25 protein-coding genes, 1 tRNA gene and 1 riboswitch are annotated in these 19921 nt (G+C 70.9%); of the genes, 10 read left to right on the top strand and 16 right to left on the bottom strand.

Going from position 1 to position 19921, the window contains the following annotated elements; translation table 11 throughout:
• Positions 1–205: 205 nt before the first annotated feature.
• Entirely contained in the window at positions 206–2362 is a 2157-nt protein-coding gene (locus IE326_RS16380) for a transglycosylase domain-containing protein (RefSeq protein WP_190041867.1), read from the top strand.
• Here IE326_RS16380 and IE326_RS16375 read toward each other — a convergent pair.
• From IE326_RS16375 to IE326_RS16365, 3 genes are all read right to left on the bottom strand, one after another.
• The gene (locus IE326_RS16375; protein WP_150228377.1) at positions 2359–2679 is read right to left on the bottom strand and encodes a DMT family transporter; all 321 of its coding nucleotides are present in this window, start codon (positions 2677–2679) and stop codon (positions 2359–2361) included. The genes IE326_RS16380 and IE326_RS16375 overlap by 4 nt on opposite strands.
• Positions 2680–2711: 32 nt before the next feature.
• A riboswitch (guanidine-III (ykkC-III) riboswitch) is annotated at positions 2712–2782 on the bottom strand.
• A 50-nt stretch (positions 2783–2832) separates the two neighbouring features.
• On the bottom strand, positions 2833–3168 hold the full coding sequence (locus IE326_RS16370; protein ID WP_030760898.1) for a GroES family chaperonin: 336 nt from the start codon (positions 3166–3168) through the stop codon (positions 2833–2835).
• Positions 3169–3190: 22 nt separating this feature from the next.
• On the bottom strand, positions 3191–3511 hold the full coding sequence (locus IE326_RS16365; protein WP_150228378.1) for a DUF3618 domain-containing protein: 321 nt from the start codon (positions 3509–3511) through the stop codon (positions 3191–3193).
• A gap of 125 nt (positions 3512–3636) precedes the next feature.
• Here IE326_RS16365 and bcp point away from each other — a divergent pair, with 125 nt between their 5' ends.
• From bcp to IE326_RS16345, 4 genes are all read left to right on the top strand, one after another.
• Positions 3637–4104, top strand: coding sequence for a thioredoxin-dependent thiol peroxidase (bcp, locus tag IE326_RS16360; protein ID WP_190041866.1), 468 nt, complete (start codon positions 3637–3639; stop codon positions 4102–4104).
• Between the two features lie 142 nt (positions 4105–4246).
• Complete coding sequence (locus IE326_RS16355) at positions 4247–4897, top strand: HNH endonuclease signature motif containing protein (protein WP_190041865.1); 651 nt, start codon at positions 4247–4249, stop codon at positions 4895–4897.
• Positions 4894–5550 carry an HNH endonuclease signature motif containing protein gene (locus IE326_RS16350; protein ID WP_190041864.1) on the top strand — a complete coding sequence of 219 codons (657 nt, stop codon included), beginning with the start codon at positions 4894–4896 and terminating at the stop codon, positions 5548–5550. Before IE326_RS16355 ends, IE326_RS16350 begins: the two co-directional genes overlap by 4 nt.
• A 49-nt stretch (positions 5551–5599) precedes the next feature.
• Positions 5600–5682: transfer RNA gene (locus IE326_RS16345), tRNA-Leu, on the top strand.
• 62 nt (positions 5683–5744) lie between these two features.
• Here IE326_RS16345 and rdgB read toward each other — a convergent pair.
• The 4 genes from rdgB to IE326_RS16325 all read right to left on the bottom strand — a co-directional run bounded on the left by rdgB (position 5745) and on the right by IE326_RS16325 (position 7974).
• On the bottom strand, positions 5745–6353 hold the full coding sequence (gene rdgB, locus IE326_RS16340; protein ID WP_150228382.1) for an RdgB/HAM1 family non-canonical purine NTP pyrophosphatase: 609 nt from the start codon (positions 6351–6353) through the stop codon (positions 5745–5747).
• 8 nt (positions 6354–6361) lie between these two features.
• Entirely contained in the window at positions 6362–6691 is a 330-nt protein-coding gene (locus tag IE326_RS16335) for a hypothetical protein (RefSeq protein ID WP_229915475.1), read from the bottom strand.
• Positions 6692–6852: 161 nt separating this feature from the next.
• Positions 6853–7584: a ribonuclease PH gene (gene rph, locus IE326_RS16330; protein ID WP_150228384.1), complete on the bottom strand. Its 732-nt coding sequence runs from the start codon at positions 7582–7584 to the stop codon at positions 6853–6855.
• Between the two features lie 105 nt (positions 7585–7689).
• A complete protein-coding gene (locus IE326_RS16325; RefSeq protein WP_150228385.1) occupies positions 7690–7974 on the bottom strand; it encodes a PTS sugar transporter subunit IIB in 285 nt (94 codons plus the stop codon).
• A gap of 187 nt (positions 7975–8161) precedes the next feature.
• Here IE326_RS16325 and IE326_RS16320 point away from each other — a divergent pair, with 187 nt between their 5' ends.
• Both IE326_RS16320 and IE326_RS16315 read left to right on the top strand, forming a co-directional pair.
• Positions 8162–9460 carry a PTS transporter subunit EIIC gene (locus IE326_RS16320; protein WP_190041863.1) on the top strand — a complete coding sequence of 433 codons (1299 nt, stop codon included), beginning with the start codon at positions 8162–8164 and terminating at the stop codon, positions 9458–9460.
• Positions 9461–9740: 280 nt separating this feature from the next.
• A complete protein-coding gene (locus IE326_RS16315) occupies positions 9741–10994 on the top strand; it encodes a PTS transporter subunit EIIC (RefSeq protein ID WP_150228387.1) in 1254 nt (417 codons plus the stop codon).
• 76 nt (positions 10995–11070) lie between these two features.
• Here the strand turns inward: IE326_RS16315 and IE326_RS16310 are convergent, their stop codons facing one another.
• Positions 11071–11823: an MBL fold metallo-hydrolase gene (locus tag IE326_RS16310; protein ID WP_190041862.1), complete on the bottom strand. Its 753-nt coding sequence runs from the start codon at positions 11821–11823 to the stop codon at positions 11071–11073.
• A 206-nt stretch (positions 11824–12029) separates the two neighbouring features.
• On the opposite strand from IE326_RS16310, the gene IE326_RS16305 reads away from it, so the two are divergent.
• A complete protein-coding gene (locus tag IE326_RS16305) occupies positions 12030–12509 on the top strand; it encodes a type II toxin-antitoxin system PemK/MazF family toxin (RefSeq protein WP_150228389.1) in 480 nt (159 codons plus the stop codon).
• A 73-nt stretch (positions 12510–12582) separates the two neighbouring features.
• On the opposite strand, the gene IE326_RS16300 is transcribed toward IE326_RS16305, so the two are convergent.
• From IE326_RS16300 to clpS, 7 genes are all read right to left on the bottom strand, one after another.
• Positions 12583–13533 (bottom strand): PLP-dependent cysteine synthase family protein, encoded by a 951-nt coding sequence (locus tag IE326_RS16300; RefSeq protein ID WP_150228390.1) that lies wholly within the window; start codon positions 13531–13533, stop codon positions 12583–12585.
• Between the two features lie 13 nt (positions 13534–13546).
• Positions 13547–13825 (bottom strand): MoaD/ThiS family protein, encoded by a 279-nt coding sequence (locus IE326_RS16295; protein WP_150228391.1) that lies wholly within the window; start codon positions 13823–13825, stop codon positions 13547–13549.
• Positions 13826–13918: 93 nt separating this feature from the next.
• Entirely contained in the window at positions 13919–14035 is a 117-nt protein-coding gene (locus IE326_RS41865; protein ID WP_324604993.1) for a putative leader peptide, read from the bottom strand.
• Positions 14036–14167: 132 nt separating this feature from the next.
• Positions 14168–14593 (bottom strand): M67 family metallopeptidase, encoded by a 426-nt coding sequence (locus IE326_RS16290; protein WP_150228392.1) that lies wholly within the window; start codon positions 14591–14593, stop codon positions 14168–14170.
• A 76-nt stretch (positions 14594–14669) separates the two neighbouring features.
• On the bottom strand, positions 14670–16106 hold the full coding sequence (locus tag IE326_RS16285; RefSeq protein WP_150228393.1) for an amino acid permease: 1437 nt from the start codon (positions 16104–16106) through the stop codon (positions 14670–14672).
• Between the two features lie 329 nt (positions 16107–16435).
• Positions 16436–17017 (bottom strand): DUF2017 domain-containing protein, encoded by a 582-nt coding sequence (locus tag IE326_RS16280; RefSeq protein ID WP_190041861.1) that lies wholly within the window; start codon positions 17015–17017, stop codon positions 16436–16438.
• Entirely contained in the window at positions 17017–17322 is a 306-nt protein-coding gene (gene clpS / locus IE326_RS16275) for an ATP-dependent Clp protease adapter ClpS (protein ID WP_030760944.1), read from the bottom strand. The genes IE326_RS16280 and clpS overlap by 1 nt, the downstream gene beginning before the upstream one ends.
• Positions 17323–17432: 110 nt before the next feature.
• Between clpS and IE326_RS16270 the strand changes: the two genes are divergently transcribed.
• The gene (locus IE326_RS16270; protein ID WP_150228395.1) at positions 17433–18761 is read left to right on the top strand and encodes a nicotinate phosphoribosyltransferase; all 1329 of its coding nucleotides are present in this window, start codon (positions 17433–17435) and stop codon (positions 18759–18761) included.
• Between the two features lie 114 nt (positions 18762–18875).
• Positions 18876–19478, top strand: a complete 603-nt coding sequence (locus IE326_RS16265; RefSeq protein ID WP_150228396.1) for a nicotinamidase — start codon at positions 18876–18878, stop codon at positions 19476–19478.
• A gap of 68 nt (positions 19479–19546) precedes the next feature.
• Here the strand turns inward: IE326_RS16265 and IE326_RS16260 are convergent, their stop codons facing one another.
• On the bottom strand, positions 19547–19858 hold the full coding sequence (locus IE326_RS16260; protein ID WP_150228397.1) for a hypothetical protein: 312 nt from the start codon (positions 19856–19858) through the stop codon (positions 19547–19549).
• Positions 19859–19921: the final 63 nt, after the last annotated feature.

Raw genomic sequence — 19921 nt, 5'->3', positions numbered from 1 at the left:
CCCGGCGGCCCCCCCTGATGCGATCCCGGCGACCCCGGCCGCTCCCCCGGCGCACTCCGACCGCTCCCCCGGCGCACTCCGACCGGTCTCCCGGCACACTCCGACCGGTCTCCCGGCGCTCGCCAGGCGCTCACCCCGGAGATTTCCCGTCACCACCCCCTCACCTTCGGGAGTTTCGCCCGCTTTATGTGCACTATGTGATGCCATGTCCCCTTCTGCGCGTCCCGTCCCACCCGCCGCCCCGCCTCCGGAGGAGGACCCGGGCTGGGAGGCGAGGGACCCCACCCTCCCCGCGCCCCGCACCGGCGCACGCCCCCGGGCGTCCCTCCCCCGGCGGCTGCTGCGCACCCTCCTCGGACTGCTGCTGCTCGGCGGACTGCTGCTCGGCGGAGCCCTCGTGGCCGGATACCTCCTGGTGGACATCCCCGCCGCCAACGCCGCCGCCGTCGCCCAGTCGAACCTCTACCTGTACCGCGACGGCACCGTCCTCGCCCGCGACGGCGAGGTCAACCGCGAGAACGTGCGCCTCGACCGCATCCCGCTCACCGTCCGGCAGGCCGTCCTCGCCGCCGAGGACCGCGACTTCCACACCTCGCGCGCCGTCGACCCCAAGGCCATGGTCCGCGCCGCCTGGAACACCCTCACCGGAAAAGGCCGCCAGTCCGGCTCCACCATCACCCAGCAGTACGTGAAGAACTACTACCTGGGCCAGGAACAGACCCTCACCCGCAAGGCCAAGGAATTCTTCATCGCGATCAAACTGGAACGCGAGAAGACCAAGGACGAGATCCTCCAGGGCTACCTCAACACCAGCTACTTCGGCCGCAACGCGTACGGCCTCCAGGCCGCCGCCCGCGCCTACTACGGCAAGGACGCCGAACGCCTCGGCACCGCCGAGGGCGCCTACCTCGCCGCCCTCCTCAAGGCCCCCAGCGCCTACGACGTCACCACCCACCCCGAACACCGCCCCGCCGTCCTCGCCCGCTGGGGATACGTCCTCGACGGCATGGTCAAGGAAGGCTGGCTCACCCCCGGCGAACGCGCCGCCCTCCGCTTCCCCGACCCCCAGACCGCCCGTCCCGGCACCGGCCTCTCCGGCCAGCGCGGCTACCTCGTGCAGGCCGTCGAGGACTACCTCACCGACCGCGGGATCGTCGACGAGAAGACCCTCGCCGGCGGCGGCTTCCGCATCGTCACCACCATCGACCCCACCCGGCAGGCCCTGCTCACCCGGGCCGTCGAGGAACGCGTCACCCACCGCCTCGACCCCGCCGCGAACCCCACCGACCGCTACGTGCGCGCCGGCGCCGCCGCCGTCGAACCGGCCACCGGCCGCGTCGTCGCCCTCTACGGCGGCGTCGACTACACCGAGCAGTACGTCAGCAACGCCACCCGCCGCGACTACCAGGTCGGCTCCACCTTCAAGCCCTTCGTGTTCACCGCCGCCGTACAGAGCGGCGCACAGACCCAGCACGGCGAACCGATCACCCCCTACACCGTCTACGACGGCACCGACCGCCGGCCCGTCGAAGGCTGGCCCGGCGCCCCGTACGACCCCGCCAACGAGGACGGCGAGAGCTACGGCGACATCCCCGTCAACGCCGCCACCGACCTCTCCGTGAACGCCGTCTACGCCCAGATGGCCGTCGACGTCGGCCCCGCCCACGTCCGCCGCACCGCCGTCGCCCTCGGCCTGCCCCCCACCACCCCCGACCTCACCGCCTCCCCCTCCATCGCACTCGGCCCCGCCACCGCCAGCGTCCTCGACATGGCCCAGGCCTACGCCACCCTCGCCGCGCACGGCCGGCGCGGCGACCACACCCTCGTCGCCGGCATCACCCGCGACGGAGAACCCCTGCCGCTGCCCGCCCCCGGACCCCGGCAGGCGGTGGGACGCGAAGCCGCCGACACCACCACCGCCGTGCTGCGGGGCGTCGTCGAGACCGGCACGGGCACCGCCGCACAGGCCGCCGGACGCCCGGCGGCCGGCAAGACGGGCACGGCGGAGGACGACAAGGCGGCCTGGTTCGCCGGCTACACCCCGGAACTCGCCACCGTCGTCGCACTGATGGGCCAGGACCCGGAATCCGGCCGACAGGAACCGCTGTACGGAGCCCTCGGCCTCCCCCGGGTCAACGGCGGCGGCCCCCCGGCCGAGATCTGGGCCCGCTTCACCCGCGAGGCCCTCGCCGGAACCCCCGCCCGCGACTTCGACCTGCGCCTGATGCCCGGCGCGGAACTCCCCGAGGTGCCACCCGTCCCCGACGGCTCGGAGGAGTGGTACGACACGGGCGAGGCGGGCCCGGGAGCCGCGAAGCGGCCCAAGACCCCGAAGACCCACCGGGCGCCGACCGCGGGCTAGTGCCCGGAGGTCGCCTTCAGACCGACCACGGCCACCAGCAGCAGACAGACGAAGAAGATCCGGGCGGCGGTCGCCGGCTCACCGAGCACCACCATGCCGAGCACCGCCGCACCGGCCGCGCCGATGCCGACCCACACGCCGTAGGCGGTGCCGATGGGAAGGGTCTTGGCCGCCTGCGACAGCAGCACCATCGACGCGACGATGCCGGCGGCCGTGAAGACGCTGGGCCAGAGACGGGTGAAGCCTTCGGTGTACTTCATACCGATCGACCAGCCGACTTCGAGCAGACCGGCGACGACGAGAAGAACCCAGGCCATGACGAGACACCTCCGCGAGACGGGACGGAACAGGTGCGTCGTCTTTGCGGAAACCCGGTACGGCGCGTCTCGTCGGGGTCCCCCCAGCCTAGCAAAGAACGGGCAAAAGCCCTGGTGACACCGGTCACCAGGGCTCCCACCGCGCTCGGGGTCCTACAGATACAGCCCGGTCGAGTCCGTGCTCTGGAAGCGGTCCGCCGCCACCGCGTGCAGGTCGCGCTCCCGCATCAGGACGTAGGCGACGCCCCGCACCTCCACCTCGGCCCGGTCCTCGGGGTCGTACAGCACCCGGTCGCCGATCTCGACGGTCCGGACGTTCTGCCCGACCGCGACCACCTCGGCCCAGGCCAGGCGCCGGCCGACGGCGGCGGTCGCCGGGATCAGGATCCCGCCGCCGGACCGCCGCTCCCCCTCCGGGGAGTCGGTGCGGACCAGGACCCGGTCGTGGAGCATCCGGATGGGCAGCTTGTCGTGGGTGTTCTCGCTCACGGGAGGAACCTACCGGCCGGCCTCAGCCCTTGCGCTTCCGGGAGGAGCCCAGCAGCAGCCCGACGACCGCGACGGCCACCAGGGCGGCCGGGACCACGCGCTCCAGGCGCGGGGCGCCGTCCTCGTGGGTGAACCGCGCCTTCACGTCCGAGACCACCCGGTTCACGGCGACGAACGCCCGCCCCGCGGTCTCGTCGACGGTCGAGGCGACCCTGGCCCTGGCATCCCCGATGATCGTGCTGGGATGCATCCGAATGCCGATCTCGTCGAGCGTGACGGCGAGCTGGTCGCGCCGGCGGACGATGTCCGCCTCGATCTGCGCAGGGGTCCTGGCGTCCGACACCGCGCTGCCTCCGTAGTCGTATTCCGGTCGTTGGTGGACAGTCTGTCAGTTCCGCCGCCCGAGGGCCGTCCCCGACCCCCATTAGGCTCATCCCGTACGCGCACACCCCCCGAGGAGAGCGAGCCATGAGCGAGCGACTGCAGCCCGGCGACACCGCCCCCGCCTTCACCCTGCCCGACGCGGACGGCAACGACGTCTCCCTCGCGGACCACAAGGGCCGCAAGGTCATCGTCTACTTCTACCCGGCCGCCCTCACCCCCGGCTGCACCAAGCAGGCGTGCGACTTCACCGACAACCTCGACGTGCTGGCCGCCGCGGGCTACGACGTCATCGGCGTCTCCCCCGACAAGCCGGAGAAGCTCGCGAAGTTCCGCGAGAAGGAGAACCTCAGGGTCACCCTGGTCGGCGACCCCGACAAGTCGACCCTGGAGGCGTACGGCGCCTTCGGCGAGAAGAAGCTCTACGGCAAGACCGTCACCGGCGTCATCCGCTCCACGGTCGTCGTCGACGAGGAGGGCAAGGTCGAGCACGCCTTCTACAACGTCAAGGCCACCGGCCACGTCGCCAAGATCATCCGCGACCTGGGCATCTGACGACCGCCCCGGCGCCCACCGGCGGGCCCGCACCCCTGACACCGGGGGCGCGGGCCCGTCCGCTTTCCGTACGCGGTACGGCGTAACCGTCCGATATTCGGCTCGTTAGTCCGTGCGAGATCCGTACTGGGGAGGGGATCACATGGGCACGAGCCCGTACACGAAGGACCGGCTGGAATCGGCGGCACGAGGGGCGCGGACCCTGACGGAGGCGCTGGAGCGGCTGGGGGTGGACCCGAGGAGCGGGACGCGGGCGTACGTGTCCGCACGGATCCGGAAGCTGGGCGTGGACACCTCGCACTTCGAGCGGGAGGGGGTGCGGTGGACCAGAGAAGCGCTCGTGGAAGCAGTCGCGGCATCCAACAGTGTGTGGGACGTTCTCCGCAGGCTCGGGGTCGACCTGGTCGGCGGCCAGCACACCCACATCAGCCGACGGATCAAGGCGTACGGGATCGACACTTCGCACTTCACGACGCCGACGCGGAGCGGGCGCACGAGGCACGACCAGCGGCGTCGAACCCCGGAGGAGATCCTCGTACTGAACCCCTCACCGCACCCCCGGCGCGTCCGGAGCAACCGCCTGAAGAGCGCGCTGCTGGAGACCGGCGTCGAGGAGAAGTGCGCACTGTGCGGCGTCGGGGCAGTCTGGCGCGGCCGTCCCCTCCCCCTGGAGGTGGACCACATCGACGGCGACTGGCGCGACAACCGGCCCGAGAACCTGCGGCTCCTCTGCCCCAACTGCCACTCCGCCACGGACAACTACCGCGGGCGCGGGAAGGGACGCGCCAGGTGACGGCGGACGGCAGGCGGTACACACGTGAGCGGCTGGCCGAGGCCGCGGCCCATTGCGGAGACATCGAAGCGGTGGTGGCTTTCCTCGGAGCGGAGCCGTCCGGCCACCGGTGCCGGTACCTGATGCGACGCTTCGCCCACTTCGGCATCGACATCTCACACTTCCCGCCCTTCGGGCGGGGCCATCGGCCGAGCGCGGCCGAACTGCGGGCCGCGATCGCCTCGTCCTGTTCGTTCCGGGAAGCCTTGCGCCGCCTGGGCCGGAAGGACAACGATTCCCAACGCGCCAACCTGAAGAAGTGGGTCACCGAAGACGGTCTGTCGACCGCTCATTTTCTGGGACGGTCCCACCAGCGCGGGAAGCGGAGCCCGACCGCCAAGCGGCCGGACGAGATCCTGGTACGGCACGGCAGCGGGCGCCGCACAGCCACCCGAACGCTGCGCCGCGCCCTACGCGAGGCCGGAGCGCCCGACCGGTGCGCCGGGTGCGGTGTCGGTGCCCGGTGGCACGGCAAGCCGATGACCCTGGAGATCGACCACATCAACGGAGACCGGCACGACGACCGGCACGAGAATCTGCGGCTGCTGTGCCCCAACTGTCACGCGGTCACCAGCACCTGGTGCCGAGGAGGCAAGCGCCGCCAGCCGTTTTAGGCACCCCTGCCCCCAACTCGCCGCCTGCCGCTACGATGGCAGGCGGCTAGCGGCCTTGGCGGAACGGCAGACGCCTCGCATTTAGGGTGCGATGGGAGTAATCCCGTGAGGGTTCGAATCCCTCAGGCCGCACAGAGCTTCAAATCGAAGGCCTCCTTCGGATTTCCCGGAAGGAGGCCTTCGGCATGCTCCCCTCAGCCCAACAGCTCCCGCACCACCGGCGCCAGCGCCCGGAACGCCTTGCCTCGGTGGCTGATGGCGTTCTTCTCCGCCGGGGTCAGCTCCGCGCAGGTGACGTCGTGGCCGGCCGGCTGGAGGATGGGGTCGTAGCCGAAGCCGTTGGTGCCGGCCGGCTCGTGGCGGAGGGTGCCCTCCATGCGGCCTTCGACGACGCGTTCGGTGCCGTCGGGGAGGGCGAGGGCGGCGGCGCAGGCGAAGTGGGCGGCGCGGTGCTCGTCGGCGATGTCGGAGAGCTGGGCGAGGAGGAGGTCCAGGTTGGCCTTGTCGTCGCCGTGGGTGCCGGACCAGCGGGCGGAGAAGATGCCGGGGGCGCCGTTGAGGACGTCGACGCAGAGGCCGGAGTCGTCGGCGACCGCCGGGTGGCCGGTCGCCTTCGCCAGGGCGTGGGCCTTGAGGAGGGCGTTCTCGGCGAAGGTGACGCCCGTCTCCTTCACGTCGGGGATCTCGGGGTACGCGTCCGCGCCGACGAGTTCGAGGTCGAGACCTGCGTCGGCGAGGATCGCGCGGAGTTCGGTGATCTTGCCCGCGTTGCGGGTGGCGAGGATCAGGCGCTGTCGGGTCATGCCCCCGATTATCCCGGGGTGCAGACCTTGCCGATCTCGGTGGCGGCGTCGGTGACGGGGGTGATGTCGGGGGTGGTGTCGCCGTTCTTCACCGCGGTGCGGACGGATTCGACGCCCTTGGTGAGGTCGTCGACGGCCTTGGAGAGGTCGGCGTTGTCCGTCGTGTCCTTGAGGTTGCCGAGCTCCGTGGAGATGGAGTTCAGGGATTCCTCGATCTGCGTCACGTCGTTGGAGGCGTTGGAGACGGCCTGCTGGAGGTTGGTCACCGAGGTGGCGATCGCGTCGGCGGTCTTCACGCAGTCCATCGCCTTGTCGAGGGCTCCGCAGCCGGTCAGCATGGTCGTGACGGCCGCCGCGGTGGCGGCGGCGAGGGCTATGGTGCGGCGGCGCTTCACTGTTCGGGTCCTCCCCTGGTGCGTATGCGTGGACGGGGCGCACGGTATGACCGCGCGCCCCGTGCCGTAAAGGACGCAGCCGCCGCGGGGAGGGTTCCTCCGGGTCAGAGGGTGGCGTCGAGGGCCTTGCGCTGGAGGTCGGCGAGGTCGGCGCAGCCGGCGGCGGCCAGGTCGAGGAGGGCGTTGAGTTCGGTGCGGTCGAAGGGTTCGGCCTCGGCGGTGCCCTGGACCTCGACGAAGCGGCCGTCGCCGGTGCAGACGACGTTCATGTCGGTGTCGGCGCGGACGTCCTCCTCGTAGCAGAGGTCGAGGAGGGGGACGCCGCCGACGATGCCGACGGAGACGGCGGAGACGGTGCCGGTGAGGGGCTTGCGGCCGGCCTTGACGAGCTTCTTGGCCTGGGCCCAGGCGACGGCGTCGGCGAGGGCGACGTAGGCGCCGGTGATGGCGGCGGTGCGGGTGCCGCCGTCGGCCTGGAGGACGTCGCAGTCGAGGACGATGGTGTTCTCGCCGAGTGCCTTGTAGTCGATGACGGCGCGGAGGGAGCGGCCGATGAGGCGGGAGATCTCGTGGGTGCGGCCGCCGATCTTGCCGCGGACGGATTCGCGGTCGCCGCGGGTGTTGGTGGAGCGGGGCAGCATGGAGTACTCGCCGGTGACCCAGCCCTCGCCGCTTCCCTTGCGCCAGCGGGGGACGCCTTCGGTGACGGAGGCGGTGCAGAAGACCTTGGTGTCGCCGAAGGAGATGAGGACGGAGCCCTCGGCGTGCTTGCTCCAGCCGCGTTCGATGGTGACGGGGCGGAGCTGTTCGGGGGTACGGCCGTCGATGCGAGACATGGGACGAGCGTAGCCGTTCCGGTGGTGCGGGCCGGTCGGTCGCCGGGTACGCGCGAGGGCCCGTTCCCCTGCCGGAACGGGCCCTCGCCAGCTGGTGTCAGCTGCTCACATCATGTCTTCGATCTCGGCGGCGATGGGGTCCGCGTCGGTGCCGATGACGACCTGGATGGCGGTGCCCATCTTCACGACGCCGTGGGCGCCGGCGGCCTTGAGGGCGGCGTCGTCGACGAGGCTGGGGTCGGCGACCTCGGTGCGCAGGCGGGTGATGCAGCCCTCGACCTCTTCGATGTTGTCGATGCCGCCGAGCCCGGCGACGATCTTCTCAGCCTTGCTGGCCATGTGTTTCTCCCTGTCCGTCTCTGTTCGCGGGACACGCGAATCTCGGCGCACCGACGGTCCGCTTTGCCACGGTAACCCACGGTTGGCCCAACTTCGCTAGCGCATGCCGCCGTTCTGCCGAATGATGACGATCACCGGCGGCCTGTCCTCAGCGGGCTCCCGGAGCCTACCGCAAGTGGTCTACACCAGTCTGCAACGAGCCGCGGGCCCGCTTTGTTCCGGGTCAGGGAGGTCGCCGATGAGTACCGACAGCGCAGCAGCCCGCCCCAGGAAGGTCTCCTGGGGCGGCTTCTTCCAGGGCCTCCAGAAGATGGGCCGCAGCCTCCAGCTGCCCATCGCCGTCCTGCCCGCCGCGGGCATCATCAACCGGCTGGGGCAGCCGGACGTCTTCGGTGCGGACGGTCTGGGCTGGGACAACCTCGCCAAGGTGATGGTGGGCGCGGGCGGTGCGCTGCTCGACGGCAGCCTCGGTCTGCCGCTGCTGTTCTGCATCGGCGTCGCGATCGGCATGGCGAAGAAGTCGGACGGTTCGACGGCGCTCGCGGCGGTGGTGGGCTTCCTCGTCTACTACACGGTGCTGCGCCAGTTCCCGAAGGACTGTCCGACGGGGACGAAGGACATCGGGGGCGGCTGCCTCGGCGTCGACGACTCCTTCGCCGGGTACACGTACCAGAATCCGGGCGTCTTCGGCGGCATCGTCATGGGTCTGATGGCGGCGTACCTGTGGCAGCGGTACCACCGCACCAAGCTGGTCGACTGGCTGGGCTTCTTCAACGGCCGCCGGCTCGTCCCGATCATCATGGCCTTCGTCGGCATCCTCTTCGCCGGGCTCTGCCTGTGGATCTGGCCGCCGATCGGCGACGCGCTGGAGAGCTTCAGCGACTGGCTGGTCGGGCTGGGTGCGTGGGGTTCGGGCATCTTCGGCGTGGCGAACCGCGCGCTGCTGGTGATCGGTCTGCACCAGTTCCTGAACGTGCCCATCTGGTTCCAGTTCGGCTCGTACACGAAGCCGGACGGGACGGTGGTCCACGGTGACATCAGCATGTTCCTGGCGGGCGACCCGGAGGCCGGCCAGTTCCTGTCGGGCTTCTTCCCGATCATGATGTTCGCCCTGCCGGCGGCGGCGCTGGCGATCACCCACACCGCGCGGCCGAACCGCCGCAAGGAGGTCGGCGGCCTGATGCTGTCGGTGGCGCTGACCTCGTTCGTCACGGGCATCACGGAGCCGCTGGAGTACTCGTTCCTGTTCATCGCGCCGGTGCTGTACGGCATCCACGCGGTGCTGACGGGTGTGTCGATGGGCGTCACGTGGGCGCTGGGCGTGAAGGACGGCTTCAGCTTCTCGGCGGGTCTGATCGACTACGTGATCAACTGGAACCTGGCCACCAAGCCCTGGCTGATCATTCCGATCGGCCTCTGCTTCGCCGTCGTGTACTACGTGATCTTCCGGTTCGCGATCACCAAGTTCAACCTGCCGACGCCGGGCCGCGAGCCCGAGGAGGTCCAGGAGGAGCTGGAGCGGGAGAACACGAAGTGACGCTCCGTCGAGAGCTGTCCGTTTCGGGGCTTTAGGGCCCCTGTCGGGTCGTGTGGAAGGCCCCTGGACCTCGTGGTCCGGGGGCCTTTTGTCACGCCTTCATCACTATGGCCGCGCACCAAAAATTCGAAGGTTCCTTATCTAAGTCTCACGTGCTACAACTGGTCTACACCACTCATTGGTGTAGACCACGCGGTCCAGACCACCGCGTTCCACGAGACGCCGCCGTCACCCCCTTTCCACTGTCCTCTGGCGGCGCCTTGCCTACTGGAGGAAGTTGATGAGTACGGCCACCGCCCAGGCCGCCGCTCCCGCGAAGAAGCGCGGATCCGGCCTGTTCCAGGGCCTGCAGAAGGTCGGTCGCAGCCTGCAGCTGCCGATCGCCGTGCTGCCGGCCGCGGGCATCATGGTCCGGCTGGGTCAGCCGGACGTGTTCGGCGCCGAGGGTCTCGGCTGGGACAAGGTCTCCGCCGTCTTCGGCAACGCGGGCGGCGCCATCACCGGCGCCCTCCCCCTGCTCTTCTGCGTCGGCGTCGCCATCGGCTTCGCCAAGAAGGCCGACGGCTCCACCGCGCTCGCCGCGGTCGTCGGCTTCCTCGTCTACAGCAAGGTCCTCCAGGCCTTCCCCGTCGTCGAGGCGAAGGTCCAGGCCGGCGCGGACATAGCCGCGAAGTACAACGACCCCGGTGTCCTCGGCGGCATCATCATGGGTCTGCTGACCGCGGTGCTGTGGCAGAAGTTCCACCGCACCAAGCTGGTCGACTGGCTCGGCTTCTTCAACGGCCGCCGGCTCGTCCCGATCATCATGGCCTTCGTCGGCCTGGCCGTGGGCGTGTTCTTCGGCCTCGTCTGGGAGCCCATCGGCGACGGCATCGCCAGCTTCGGCGAGTGGATGACCGGCCTCGGCGCCGGTGGCGCCGCGCTCTTCGGCGGTGTGAACCGCGCGCTGATCCCGATCGGCATGCACCAGTTCGTGAACACCGTCGCCTGGTTCCAGCTCGGTGACTTCACCAACGCCGCCGGCGAGGTCGTCAACGGCGACATCCCGCGCTTCCTGGCCGGTGACCCGTCGGCCGGCATGTTCCAGTCCGGCTTCTTCCCGATCATGATGTTCGGCCTCCCGGCCGCCGCGATCGCCATCGCGCACTGCGCCCGTCCGGAGCGCCGCAAGGTCGTCCTCGGCATGATGGTCTCGCTGGCCCTGACCTCGTTCGTCACCGGCGTGACCGAGCCGATCGAGTTCTCCTTCATGTTCATCGCGCCGATCCTGTACGTGCTCCACGCGCTGCTGACCGCCCTCTCCATGGCCGTCACCTGGGCGTTCGGTGTCCACGCGGGCTTCAACTTCTCGGCCGGCTTCATCGACTACGCCCTGAACTGGTCGCACGCGACCAAGCCGTGGCTGATCATCCCGATCGGTCTCGTCTTCGGAGCCCTCTACTACGTGGTCTTCCGCTTCGCGATCACCAAGTTCAACCTCCCCACCCCGGGCCGCGAGCCCGAGGAGGAGATCGAGGACCTCACCAAGGCGTGAGCCCCTCCCCCGCACCAAGGCGAAGGCCCCGGAACCCGAAGGTTCCGGGGCCTTCCCCGTTCCGCGGGCCGTGCGGTCACACCTCGTAGACCGCGCCCGCCTTCGCCAGTTCCGCCGGTCCTCCGTACACCTCGCGGGCGTCCGCCAGGTTGCGCTCGCCGTCGGTCCACGGGGGGACGTGGGTGAGGACGAGGCGGCCCACCCGGGCGCGGGTGGCGTGGGCGCCGGCCTCGCGGCCGTTGAGGTGGAGCTCCGGGATGTCCTCCTTGCCGTGGGTGAAGGACGCCTCGCAGAGGAAGAGGTCCGCACCGTCGGCCAGGTCGTGCAGGGCGTCGCAGACGCCGGTGTCGCCGGAGTACGCCAGGACGCGGCCCTCATGCTCGACGCGGATGCCGTACGCCTCCACCGGGTGGCAGACCCGCGCGGTGCGGATGGTGAAGGGGCCCAGCTCGAAGCCGCCGGTGGTGAGCGTGCGGAAGTCGAAGACCTCGCTCATCGAGGTCGGCGAGGGGGTGTCGGCGTAGGCCGTGGTCAGCCGCTGCTCGGCGCCCTCGGGGGCGTACACGGGGATCGCGTCGCAGCGGCCGCCTTCGTGCCGGTAGTAGCGGGCGACGAAGTAGCCGCACATGTCGATGCAGTGGTCCGCGTGGAGATGGCTGAGGAAGATCGCGTCCAGGTCGTACAGACCGATGTGGCGCTGCAGCTCGCCGAGGGCGCCGTTGCCCATGTCGAGGAGCAGCCGGAAGCCGTCGGCCTCGACGAGGTAGCTCGAACAGGCCGATTCCGCGGACGGGAACGACCCGGAGCAGCCGACGACGGTGAGCTTCATAGGAGCGTGAACCTCCGTGGACGGGTGCGGTCAGGCACGCAGGGGAGGGGGGAGGCCGTGCGGGTCTGTCGAGCGTACGGCGCACGGGGGCCCCTCGCTCCTTCGCGGCGGCCCGTTGTGGGCGAACTCACGGGCTCTGTCACCGGTTCGGATGGACGGCGGGGCGGGGCGGCGCGGTGACGGCGCCGCCGGTAACGTCATGGGGTATGGACACGTCGTGGTGGCCCGCGCTGGCCGCGGTCGTGGTGATCGCGCTGGTGGTGGCGGTCGCCGACGGGCGGCGGCGCTCGGCGCGCCGGCCGGCGCCGGGGCGTGCCCGGCCGCCGGTCCGCACCCGTCCGCCGGGCCGGCCGTCGGGCCGGAAGCCGGGTGCGCGGGTGCCGCGGGCGCGGGAGATCTGGTGGGCGGAGGTGCCCTTCGAGGACGGGCCCGGGTCGAAGGACCGGCCCTGCCTGGTGCTGTCCGTGCGGGGTGACCGGGTGCTCGTCGCGAAGATCACCAGCAAGTACCACGACGAGCGGCCCGGGGTGATCGCGCTGCCGCCGGGGGCGGTGGGCGACGCGCGGGGGCGGCCGAGCTTCCTGGAGACGGACGAGCTGCGGGACGTGCCGGTGGGGGACTTCCGGCGGAGGGTCGGGGAGGCGGACCCGGTCCTGTGGGACCAGGTCCGCCATCTCGCGCGCTGAGCCGGGGCGGTGCGCCTCGCTCCGGTGCCGGGGCCCGGCGGTGCAGAGCCGGGCGGTGCGGGTCCGGGTGCGCCTAGGCCCAGAGCTGGCCCTGGACCGTGGCGATGGCCTCTTCCGTGGTGGCGGCGGTGTAGAGGCCGGTGGAGAGGTACTTCCAGCCGCCGTCGGCGACGACGAAGGCGATGTCGGCGCTCTCGCCGGCCTTGACGGCCTTCCTGCCCATGCCGATGGCGGCGTGGAGGGCGGCTCCGGTGGAGACGCCGGCGAAGATGCCCTCCTGCTGGAGGAGTTCCCGGGTGCGGGTGACCGCGTCGGCGGAGCCCACCGAGAAGCGGGTGGTGAGGACGGAGGCGTCGTACAGCTCGGGGACGAAGCCCTCGTCGAGGTTGCGCAGGCCGTAGACGAGGTCGTCGTAGCGCGGTTCGGCGGCGACGATCTTGACGTCGGGCTTGTGCTCGCGGAGGTAGCGGCCGACGCCCATGAGGGTGCCGGTGGTGCCGAGGCCGGCCACGAAGTGGGTGATGGACGGCAGGTCGGCGAGGATCTCCGGGCCGGTGGTGGCGTAGTGGGCGCCGGCGTTGTCCGGGTTGCCGTACTGGTAGAGCATCACCCAGTCGGGGTGCTCCGCGGCCAGTTCCTTGGCGACCCGGACGGCCGTGTTGGAGCCTCCGGCGGCGGGTGAGGAGATGATCTCCGCGCCCCACATGGCGAGGAGCTGGCGGCGCTCCTCGCTGGTGTTCTCGGGCATGACGCAGACGATGCGGTAGCCCTTGAGCTTGGCGGCCATGGCCAGCGAGATGCCGGTGTTGCCGCTGGTGGGCTCCAGGATGGTGCAGCCGGGGGTGAGCCGGCCGTCCTTCTCCGCCTGCTCGATCATGTGGAGCGCGGGGCGGTCCTTGACCGAGCCGGTGGGGTTGCGGTCCTCCAGCTTGGCCCAGATGCGGACGTCCTCGGAGGGCGACAGCCGGGGGAGGCGGACGAGCGGCGTGTTGCCGACGGCCGCCAGCGGGGAGTCGTATCGCATGGGGCCGGGCCGCTCAGACCATGCCGCCGGCGACGGCCGGCAGGATCGTGACGCTGTCGCCGTCGGACAGCTTGGTGTCGATGCCGTCGAGGAAGCGGACGTCCTCGTCGTTGAGGTAGACGTTGACGAAGCGGCGGAGCTTGCCTTCGTCCACGATGCGGGCCTCGATGCCGGTGTGGCGGGTCTCCAGGTCGGCGAAGAGCTCGGCGAGGGTCGCGCCGCTGCCGGCGACGGCCTTCTCGCCGTCGGTGTAGGTGCGGAGGATCGTCGGGATGCGGACCTCGATGGCCATGGCGTGGGCTCCTGTCGGATGGGCGTGGTGGGCGCGCGGCGGAACCCCCCGCGCGAGGGGGTGGTGCGTGGTGGGTGCGCTCGGCCGGGTCGTTCAGAGCCCAGCGCGGTTCGGACAGATCGCGCTGGCGAGACGGCACAGGTCGACGTGCAGGCGGCCTACGAGCAGGGCTGTGCTCGGAGTCTCTTCGCTCACGTCGTGGGAAACCATGGGCTCATCGTATCGATTCCCGGTCCGGTTTCCGGAATGTGATCTCGGATGCTGGATGCTTTCCGACCGCCTGTCGGACACGGCGCGCCCTCGGGGGTCGCGCCGTGTACGTCCGTGCGGGGCGGGCGGTGGTTACGCGTACTCCTCGACGACCTTCACGTCCTCCTCCTCCACGACGCCCTCGACGATCGTGTAGGAGCGGAACTGGAAGTCGCCGGCGCCGTCGGTGTCCGCGGTGGAGACCAGGACGTAGTGGGCGCCGGGCTCGTTGGCGTAGGTGATGTCGGTGCGGGAGGGGTAGGCCTCGGTCGCGGTGTGCGAGTGGTAGATGATCACGGGCTCCTCGTCCCGGTCGTCCATCTCGCGGTAGAGCTTGAGGAGGTCGGCGGAGTCGAACTCGTAGAAGGTGGGCGAGCGGGCGGCGTTGAGCATGGGGATGAACCGCTCGGGGCGGCCCGAGCCGACCGGTCCCGCGACGACGCCGCAGGCCTCGTCGGGGTGGTCCGCGCGGGCGTGTTCCACGATCCGGTCGTACAGGGCCCGGGTGATGGTCAGCATGCCGACAGGATAAGCAGACGGGCCGCTCCGTACCGAGGGGTGGTACGGAGCGGCCCGTATGCCGGGACGGTGCAGGTCAGGAGCGCTTGGCGAAGGCGGCGCCCTCGGGGTCGCGGGCCTTGAGGACCAGGTAGGCGACGGCGAGGAGGAGGCCCCAGACCGGCGCGCCGTAGAGGGCGACGCGGTTGCCCTCGTCGATGCCCATGGTCACGACGACGAGGCCGATGAAGGCGAGGGCGAAGACGCTGGCCCAGATGCCGCCGGGGGCCTTGAAGGAGGACTGGGGGAGCTCGCCGCGGTCGGCCTTGAGGCGGAAGCGGATCTGGCAGACCAGGATCATGATCCAGGCCCACATGCCGGAGATGGTGGCGAAGGAGACGACGTAGTTGAACGCCTCGCCGGGCCACTGGTAGTTGATCCAGACGCCGACCATCATCAGCGCGGCGGAGAAGGTGGTGCCGATGAGCGGGGTGCCGCTCTTCGTCAGCCGGGTGAAGAGCTTCGGGCCCTGGCCGTTGAGCGCGAGGTCGCGCAGCATGCGGCCGGTGGAGTACATGCCCGAGTTGCAGGAGGAGAGGGCGGCCGTGAGGACGACGAAGTTGACGATCGCGGCGCCGGCCTGGAAGCCCATCTCCTCGAAGGCGGCGACGAACGGCGAGACGCCCGGCTTGAAGTGGGTCCACGGGACGACCGACAGGATCATGATGAGCGCGCCGACGTAGAAGACGGCGATGCGCCACGGCACGGTGTTGATGGCCTTGGGCAGGACGGTCTTCGGGTCCTTGGACTCGCCGGCGGTGACGCCGACCAGTTCGACGGCGAGGAAGGCGAACATGACCATCTGGAGGGTCATGAGGGTGGAGACGATGCCGTCCTCGCCGGCGAAGAAGCCGCCGAGGTCCCACAGGTGGGTGATCGAGGCGGTGTCGCCGGCGTCGGAGAAGCCGATCGTGAGGATGCCGGCGCAGATCAGGATCATGCCGACGATGGCGGTGACCTTGACCATGGAGAACCAGAACTCCAGCTCGCCGAAGAGCTTCACGGAGATCAGGTTGGCGCCGTAGAGGATCACGGTGAAGACGAGGGCGGACAGCCACTGCGGGATGTCCCACCAGTACGTCATGTAGGTGGCCGCGGCGGTGACTTCGGTGATGCCGGTGACGACCCAGAAGAGCCAGTACGTCCAGCCGGTGACGAAGCCCGCGAAGGGGCCGATGAACTCCCGCGCGTACTCGGAGAAGGAGCCGGAGACGGGGCGGTACATGAGGAGCTCGCCGAGCGCCCGCATGATGAAGAAGATGACGAGGCCCGCGAGGGCGTACGCGAGGATCAGGCTGGGTCCCGCCTTGGAGATGCCCTTGCCCGCACCGAGGAAGAGGCCGGTGCCGATGGCGCCGCCGATCGCGATCATCTGGATCTGGCGGGCGCCGAGTGCCCGGTGGTAGCCCTCGCCGGAGGCGGAGTCCGCGGCCTCGTTGCCGTCGTGCTGCTGGTCGACCTGCGCTGAGGTCATGGTGGTGCGCCTTTCTCCATGCTGATCCGCGCGACTGCGAGTGCGTCTGCTGCGGATCAGGTCCTGATCCCCCCGGATGTGGATGGAGTGCCACCGGCGGTCAGCCGGCCGAAGCGCCCTCGGGAACAGGGGTGGCGTGCCCGAGTGGTCGTGAAGATTTATCACGGGGTGGGGGGTGATCGACGGAGTTGAGTGTGGTGCACACCACAAAAAAATACGGACAAAAAGAAAGAGGGAGGGCATCGGGCCCTCCCTCGCACTCCTCTTATAACGAGTTCGTTATGCGGATTTGAGCGTCCGCTGAGCGAACACCCCGCCGCGGCCGTCCGTCAGGACATCAGCGTCTCCACCAGTGACTCCTGAAGCGCGCCCAGCCAGAGGTAGGCCATCACCATCGGCTTGCGCGGATCGCTGTCCGGCAGCCGGTAGAGCCGCTCGCTCTCCTCGTCCTCGGTGATCTCCAGCCGGGTGGCGATGGTCAGCCGCAGGTCGTTGAGGGCGCCGAGCCAGGCCCGGGACTCGTCCGGGGTCAGCTTGAGGAGCACGGACTCCTCGGCGTCCGCCGGGGCCAGTCCGTCCAGGGCCCGCACCACCGCGAGGGCGTCCTCGCGCTTGCGGGCCCGCAGGTCGTTCTCGGTGAAGCGGCGGAAGTCGGAGGCGGCGGAGCGCAGTTCCTCGGTGTCGTCCGCGTACGCGTCGGGGAAGAGCCGGCGCAGGGCCGGGTCGGACGGCGGCTCGCTGGGGCCCTCGGCGAAGAGCGCGGCGAGCGGGTCGGCGTCCGCGTCGGGCTCGTCGCCCGGTCCGATCAGCTCCAGGAGCTGGACGGCGAGGGAGCGCAGGATGGAGACCTCGACCCCGTCGAGCGAGACGGCCGCGCCGCCGCCGGGGACCGCATCGAAGTGGCCGGCCATCAGCCGCGGTCCTGGGTCAGCGTCGCCCACAGCCCGTAGCCGTGCATCGCCTGCACGTCCCGTTCCATCTCCTCGCGGGTGCCGCTGGAGACCACCGCGCGGCCCTTGTTGTGCACGTCGAGCATCAGCTTGTGCGCCTTTTCCTTGGAGTAGCCGAAGTACGCCTGGAAGACGTAGCTGACATAGCTCATCAGGTTCACCGGGTCGTTGTGCACGAGGGTGACCCAGGGGACGTCGGGCTCGACGACCGCGGAGACCTCCTCGGCCGACTCGGTCCGTTCGATCTCGATAGGCGCGATGCTCACTTACCCCATGCTGCCACCCGGGCCCCCCTGTCGCACAAACGGGCCGCCTCCGCCACGGACGCCGCACCACTATTCGTCACTCTGACGAATAGTGCGCTAGCATCGTCCTCATGAACGCTGCGGACCTTGGGCTCCCGGTGGACGTGCCGTCGACCGCCCTCTTCACCGACCAGTACGAGCTGACCATGCTCCAGGCGGCCCTCCGGGCCGGCACCGCCGACCGGCGCTCCGTCTTCGAGGTCTTCACCCGGCGGCTGCCCGAGGGGCGCCGCTACGGCGTCCTCGCCGGCGTCGGCCGGGTCCTGGACGCCGTCGAGAACTTCCGTTTCGACCCGGCCGTCCTCGGCTTCCTGCGCGAGCGGGGCATCGTCGACGAGCCGACCCTCCGGTGGCTGGCGGGCTACCGCTTCTCCGGCGACATCTGGGGCTACCCCGAGGGCGAGGTGTACTTCCCCGGCTCCCCCGTGCTGCGCGTCGAGGGCTCCTTCGCCGAGTGCGTGCTCCTGGAGACGGTGATCCTCTCGATCCTCAACCACGACTCGGCCATCGCCGCCGCGGCCTCCCGCATGTCGGCCGCGGCCGGCGGGCGCCGGCTCATCGAGATGGGCGCCCGCCGCACCCACGAGCTGGCCGCCGTGGCCTCCTCCCGCGCCGCCTACGTCGGCGGCTTCGACTCCACCTCCGACCTCGCGGCGGGCTTCCGCTACGGCATCCCGACCGTCGGCACCTCCGCGCACGCCTTCACCCTGCTCCACGACAGCGAGCGGGACGCCTTCCGGGCCCAGGTCGACAGCCTCGGCCGGGGCACCACCCTCCTCGTCGACACCTACGACGTCGCCGAGGCCGTCCGCACCGCCGTCGAGATCGCCGGGCCCGAGCTCGGAGCCGTCCGCATCGACTCCGGCGACCTGCTGCTCGTCGCCCACCGGGTCCGCCAGCAGCTCGACGAGCTGGGCGCCCGGGACACCCGGATCGTGGTCACCTCCGACCTCGACGAGTACGCCATCGCCTCGCTGGCCGCCGCGCCCGTGGACGCGTACGGGGTGGGCACCCAGCTCGTCACCGGCAGCGGCCACCCGACCTGCTCGATGGTCTACAAGCTGGTCGCCCGCGCCGCCTCGGCGGACCCGAAGGCGCCGCTGGTGCCGGTGGCGAAGAAGTCGCTGGGCGGCAAGGCGTCCGTCGGCGGCCGCAAGTGGGCGGCGCGCCGCCGCGACGCCGACGGGGTCGCCGAGGCCGAGGTGATCGGCACCGGACCGGTCCCGGACGCGCTCGCCGCCGACCAGCTCCTGGTGGAGCTGGTGAAGGGCGGCGAGGTGGTGGCCCGGGAACCGCTGGAGGCCGCCCGAGCCCGGCACATCGCGGCCCGCGGCGCCCTGCCGATGTCCGCGATCCAGCTGTCGCGCGGCGAGCCGGTGCTGCCGACGGAGTACGTCTAGGACGGCCGCTCCTGGAGATACGTCCAGAGCCCGGACGCTTCCCCTCCCGGACCGGAGGGGAAGCACCTAGGCTCGGGCCCCACCATCCCCTTCCCACCCCCGAGGACACCCGTCATGCACCGCGCACTGATCGTCGTGGACGTACAGAACGACTTCTGCGAGGGCGGCAGCCTCGCGGTGAGCGGCGGCGCGGACGTCGCCGCCGCCATCACCGAGCTGATCGGCGAGGCGGCGGGCGCCGCGTACCGACACGTCGTCGCGACCCGCGACCACCACATCGACCCGGGCGCGCACTTCGCGCCGCCCGGCCAGGACCCGGACTACGTCGACTCGTGGCCGGCGCACTGCGTGGCGGGCACCGAGGGCGTGGGCTTCCACCCGAACTTCGCCCCGGCCGTCGCCGGCGGCGCCGTCCAGGCCGTCTTCGACAAGGGCGCGTACGCCGCGGCGTACAGCGGCTTCGAGGGGCGGGACGAGAACGGCGGGACGCTGGCCGGGTGGCTGCGTGAGCGGGAGGTGACCGAGGTCGACGTGGTCGGCATCGCCACCGACCACTGCGTCCGGGCCACCGCCCTGGACGCGGCCCGCGAGGGCTTCCGCACCCGCGTCCTGCTCGACCTCACGGCCGGCGTCGCCCGCGCGACGACGGACCGGGCGCTCGCGGAGCTCCGCGAGGCGGGCGTGGAGCTCTCCGGCGAGCCGGTCGTCGCCCCTTAGGGCGCGTCTTCCGGATCGGGGAGACGCGCCCAGGCCCGGCAGGGGCCCTCGCGCGGTCCCGGTGGCCCTCAGGCCGCCGGGGCCTTCGGCAGGGCCCGGGCGGGGTGCCACAGCTCCTGGGCGGCGCCCGGGGTGGACCGCCACAGCAGTCCGTCGGGGTGGTGCAGGACGGCGGTGATCTCGTCCGGGGTGGGCGGCTCGGCGTTCCCCCGCAGGTAGACGGAGCGCAGTCCCAGGTTCCGCAGCCTGGTCAGGGCGCGGGCCCGGTTCGCGGCGTGGACGAGGAAGCGCACGGTCCCGCCGTCCCCCGCCGGGCTGGGCAGCCCTATCGCGACCACCACGCTGCCTCCCGGCAATCTGCAGAATCCTCCACCAGGCATGCGGAACCACTCCCCCGTGAGCCGGCTGTGAGCCGGCTGTCAATAATTCTCTGGTCAGAGGCA

Origin of the sequence: Streptomyces filamentosus, from assembly GCF_014654895.1 — a bacterium.
Classification (GTDB): Bacteria; Actinomycetota; Actinomycetes; order Streptomycetales; family Streptomycetaceae; genus Streptomyces; species Streptomyces filamentosus.
Note: the sequence above shows the minus strand (reverse complement) of the source record. Positions and strands in the feature narration are given on the sequence as shown.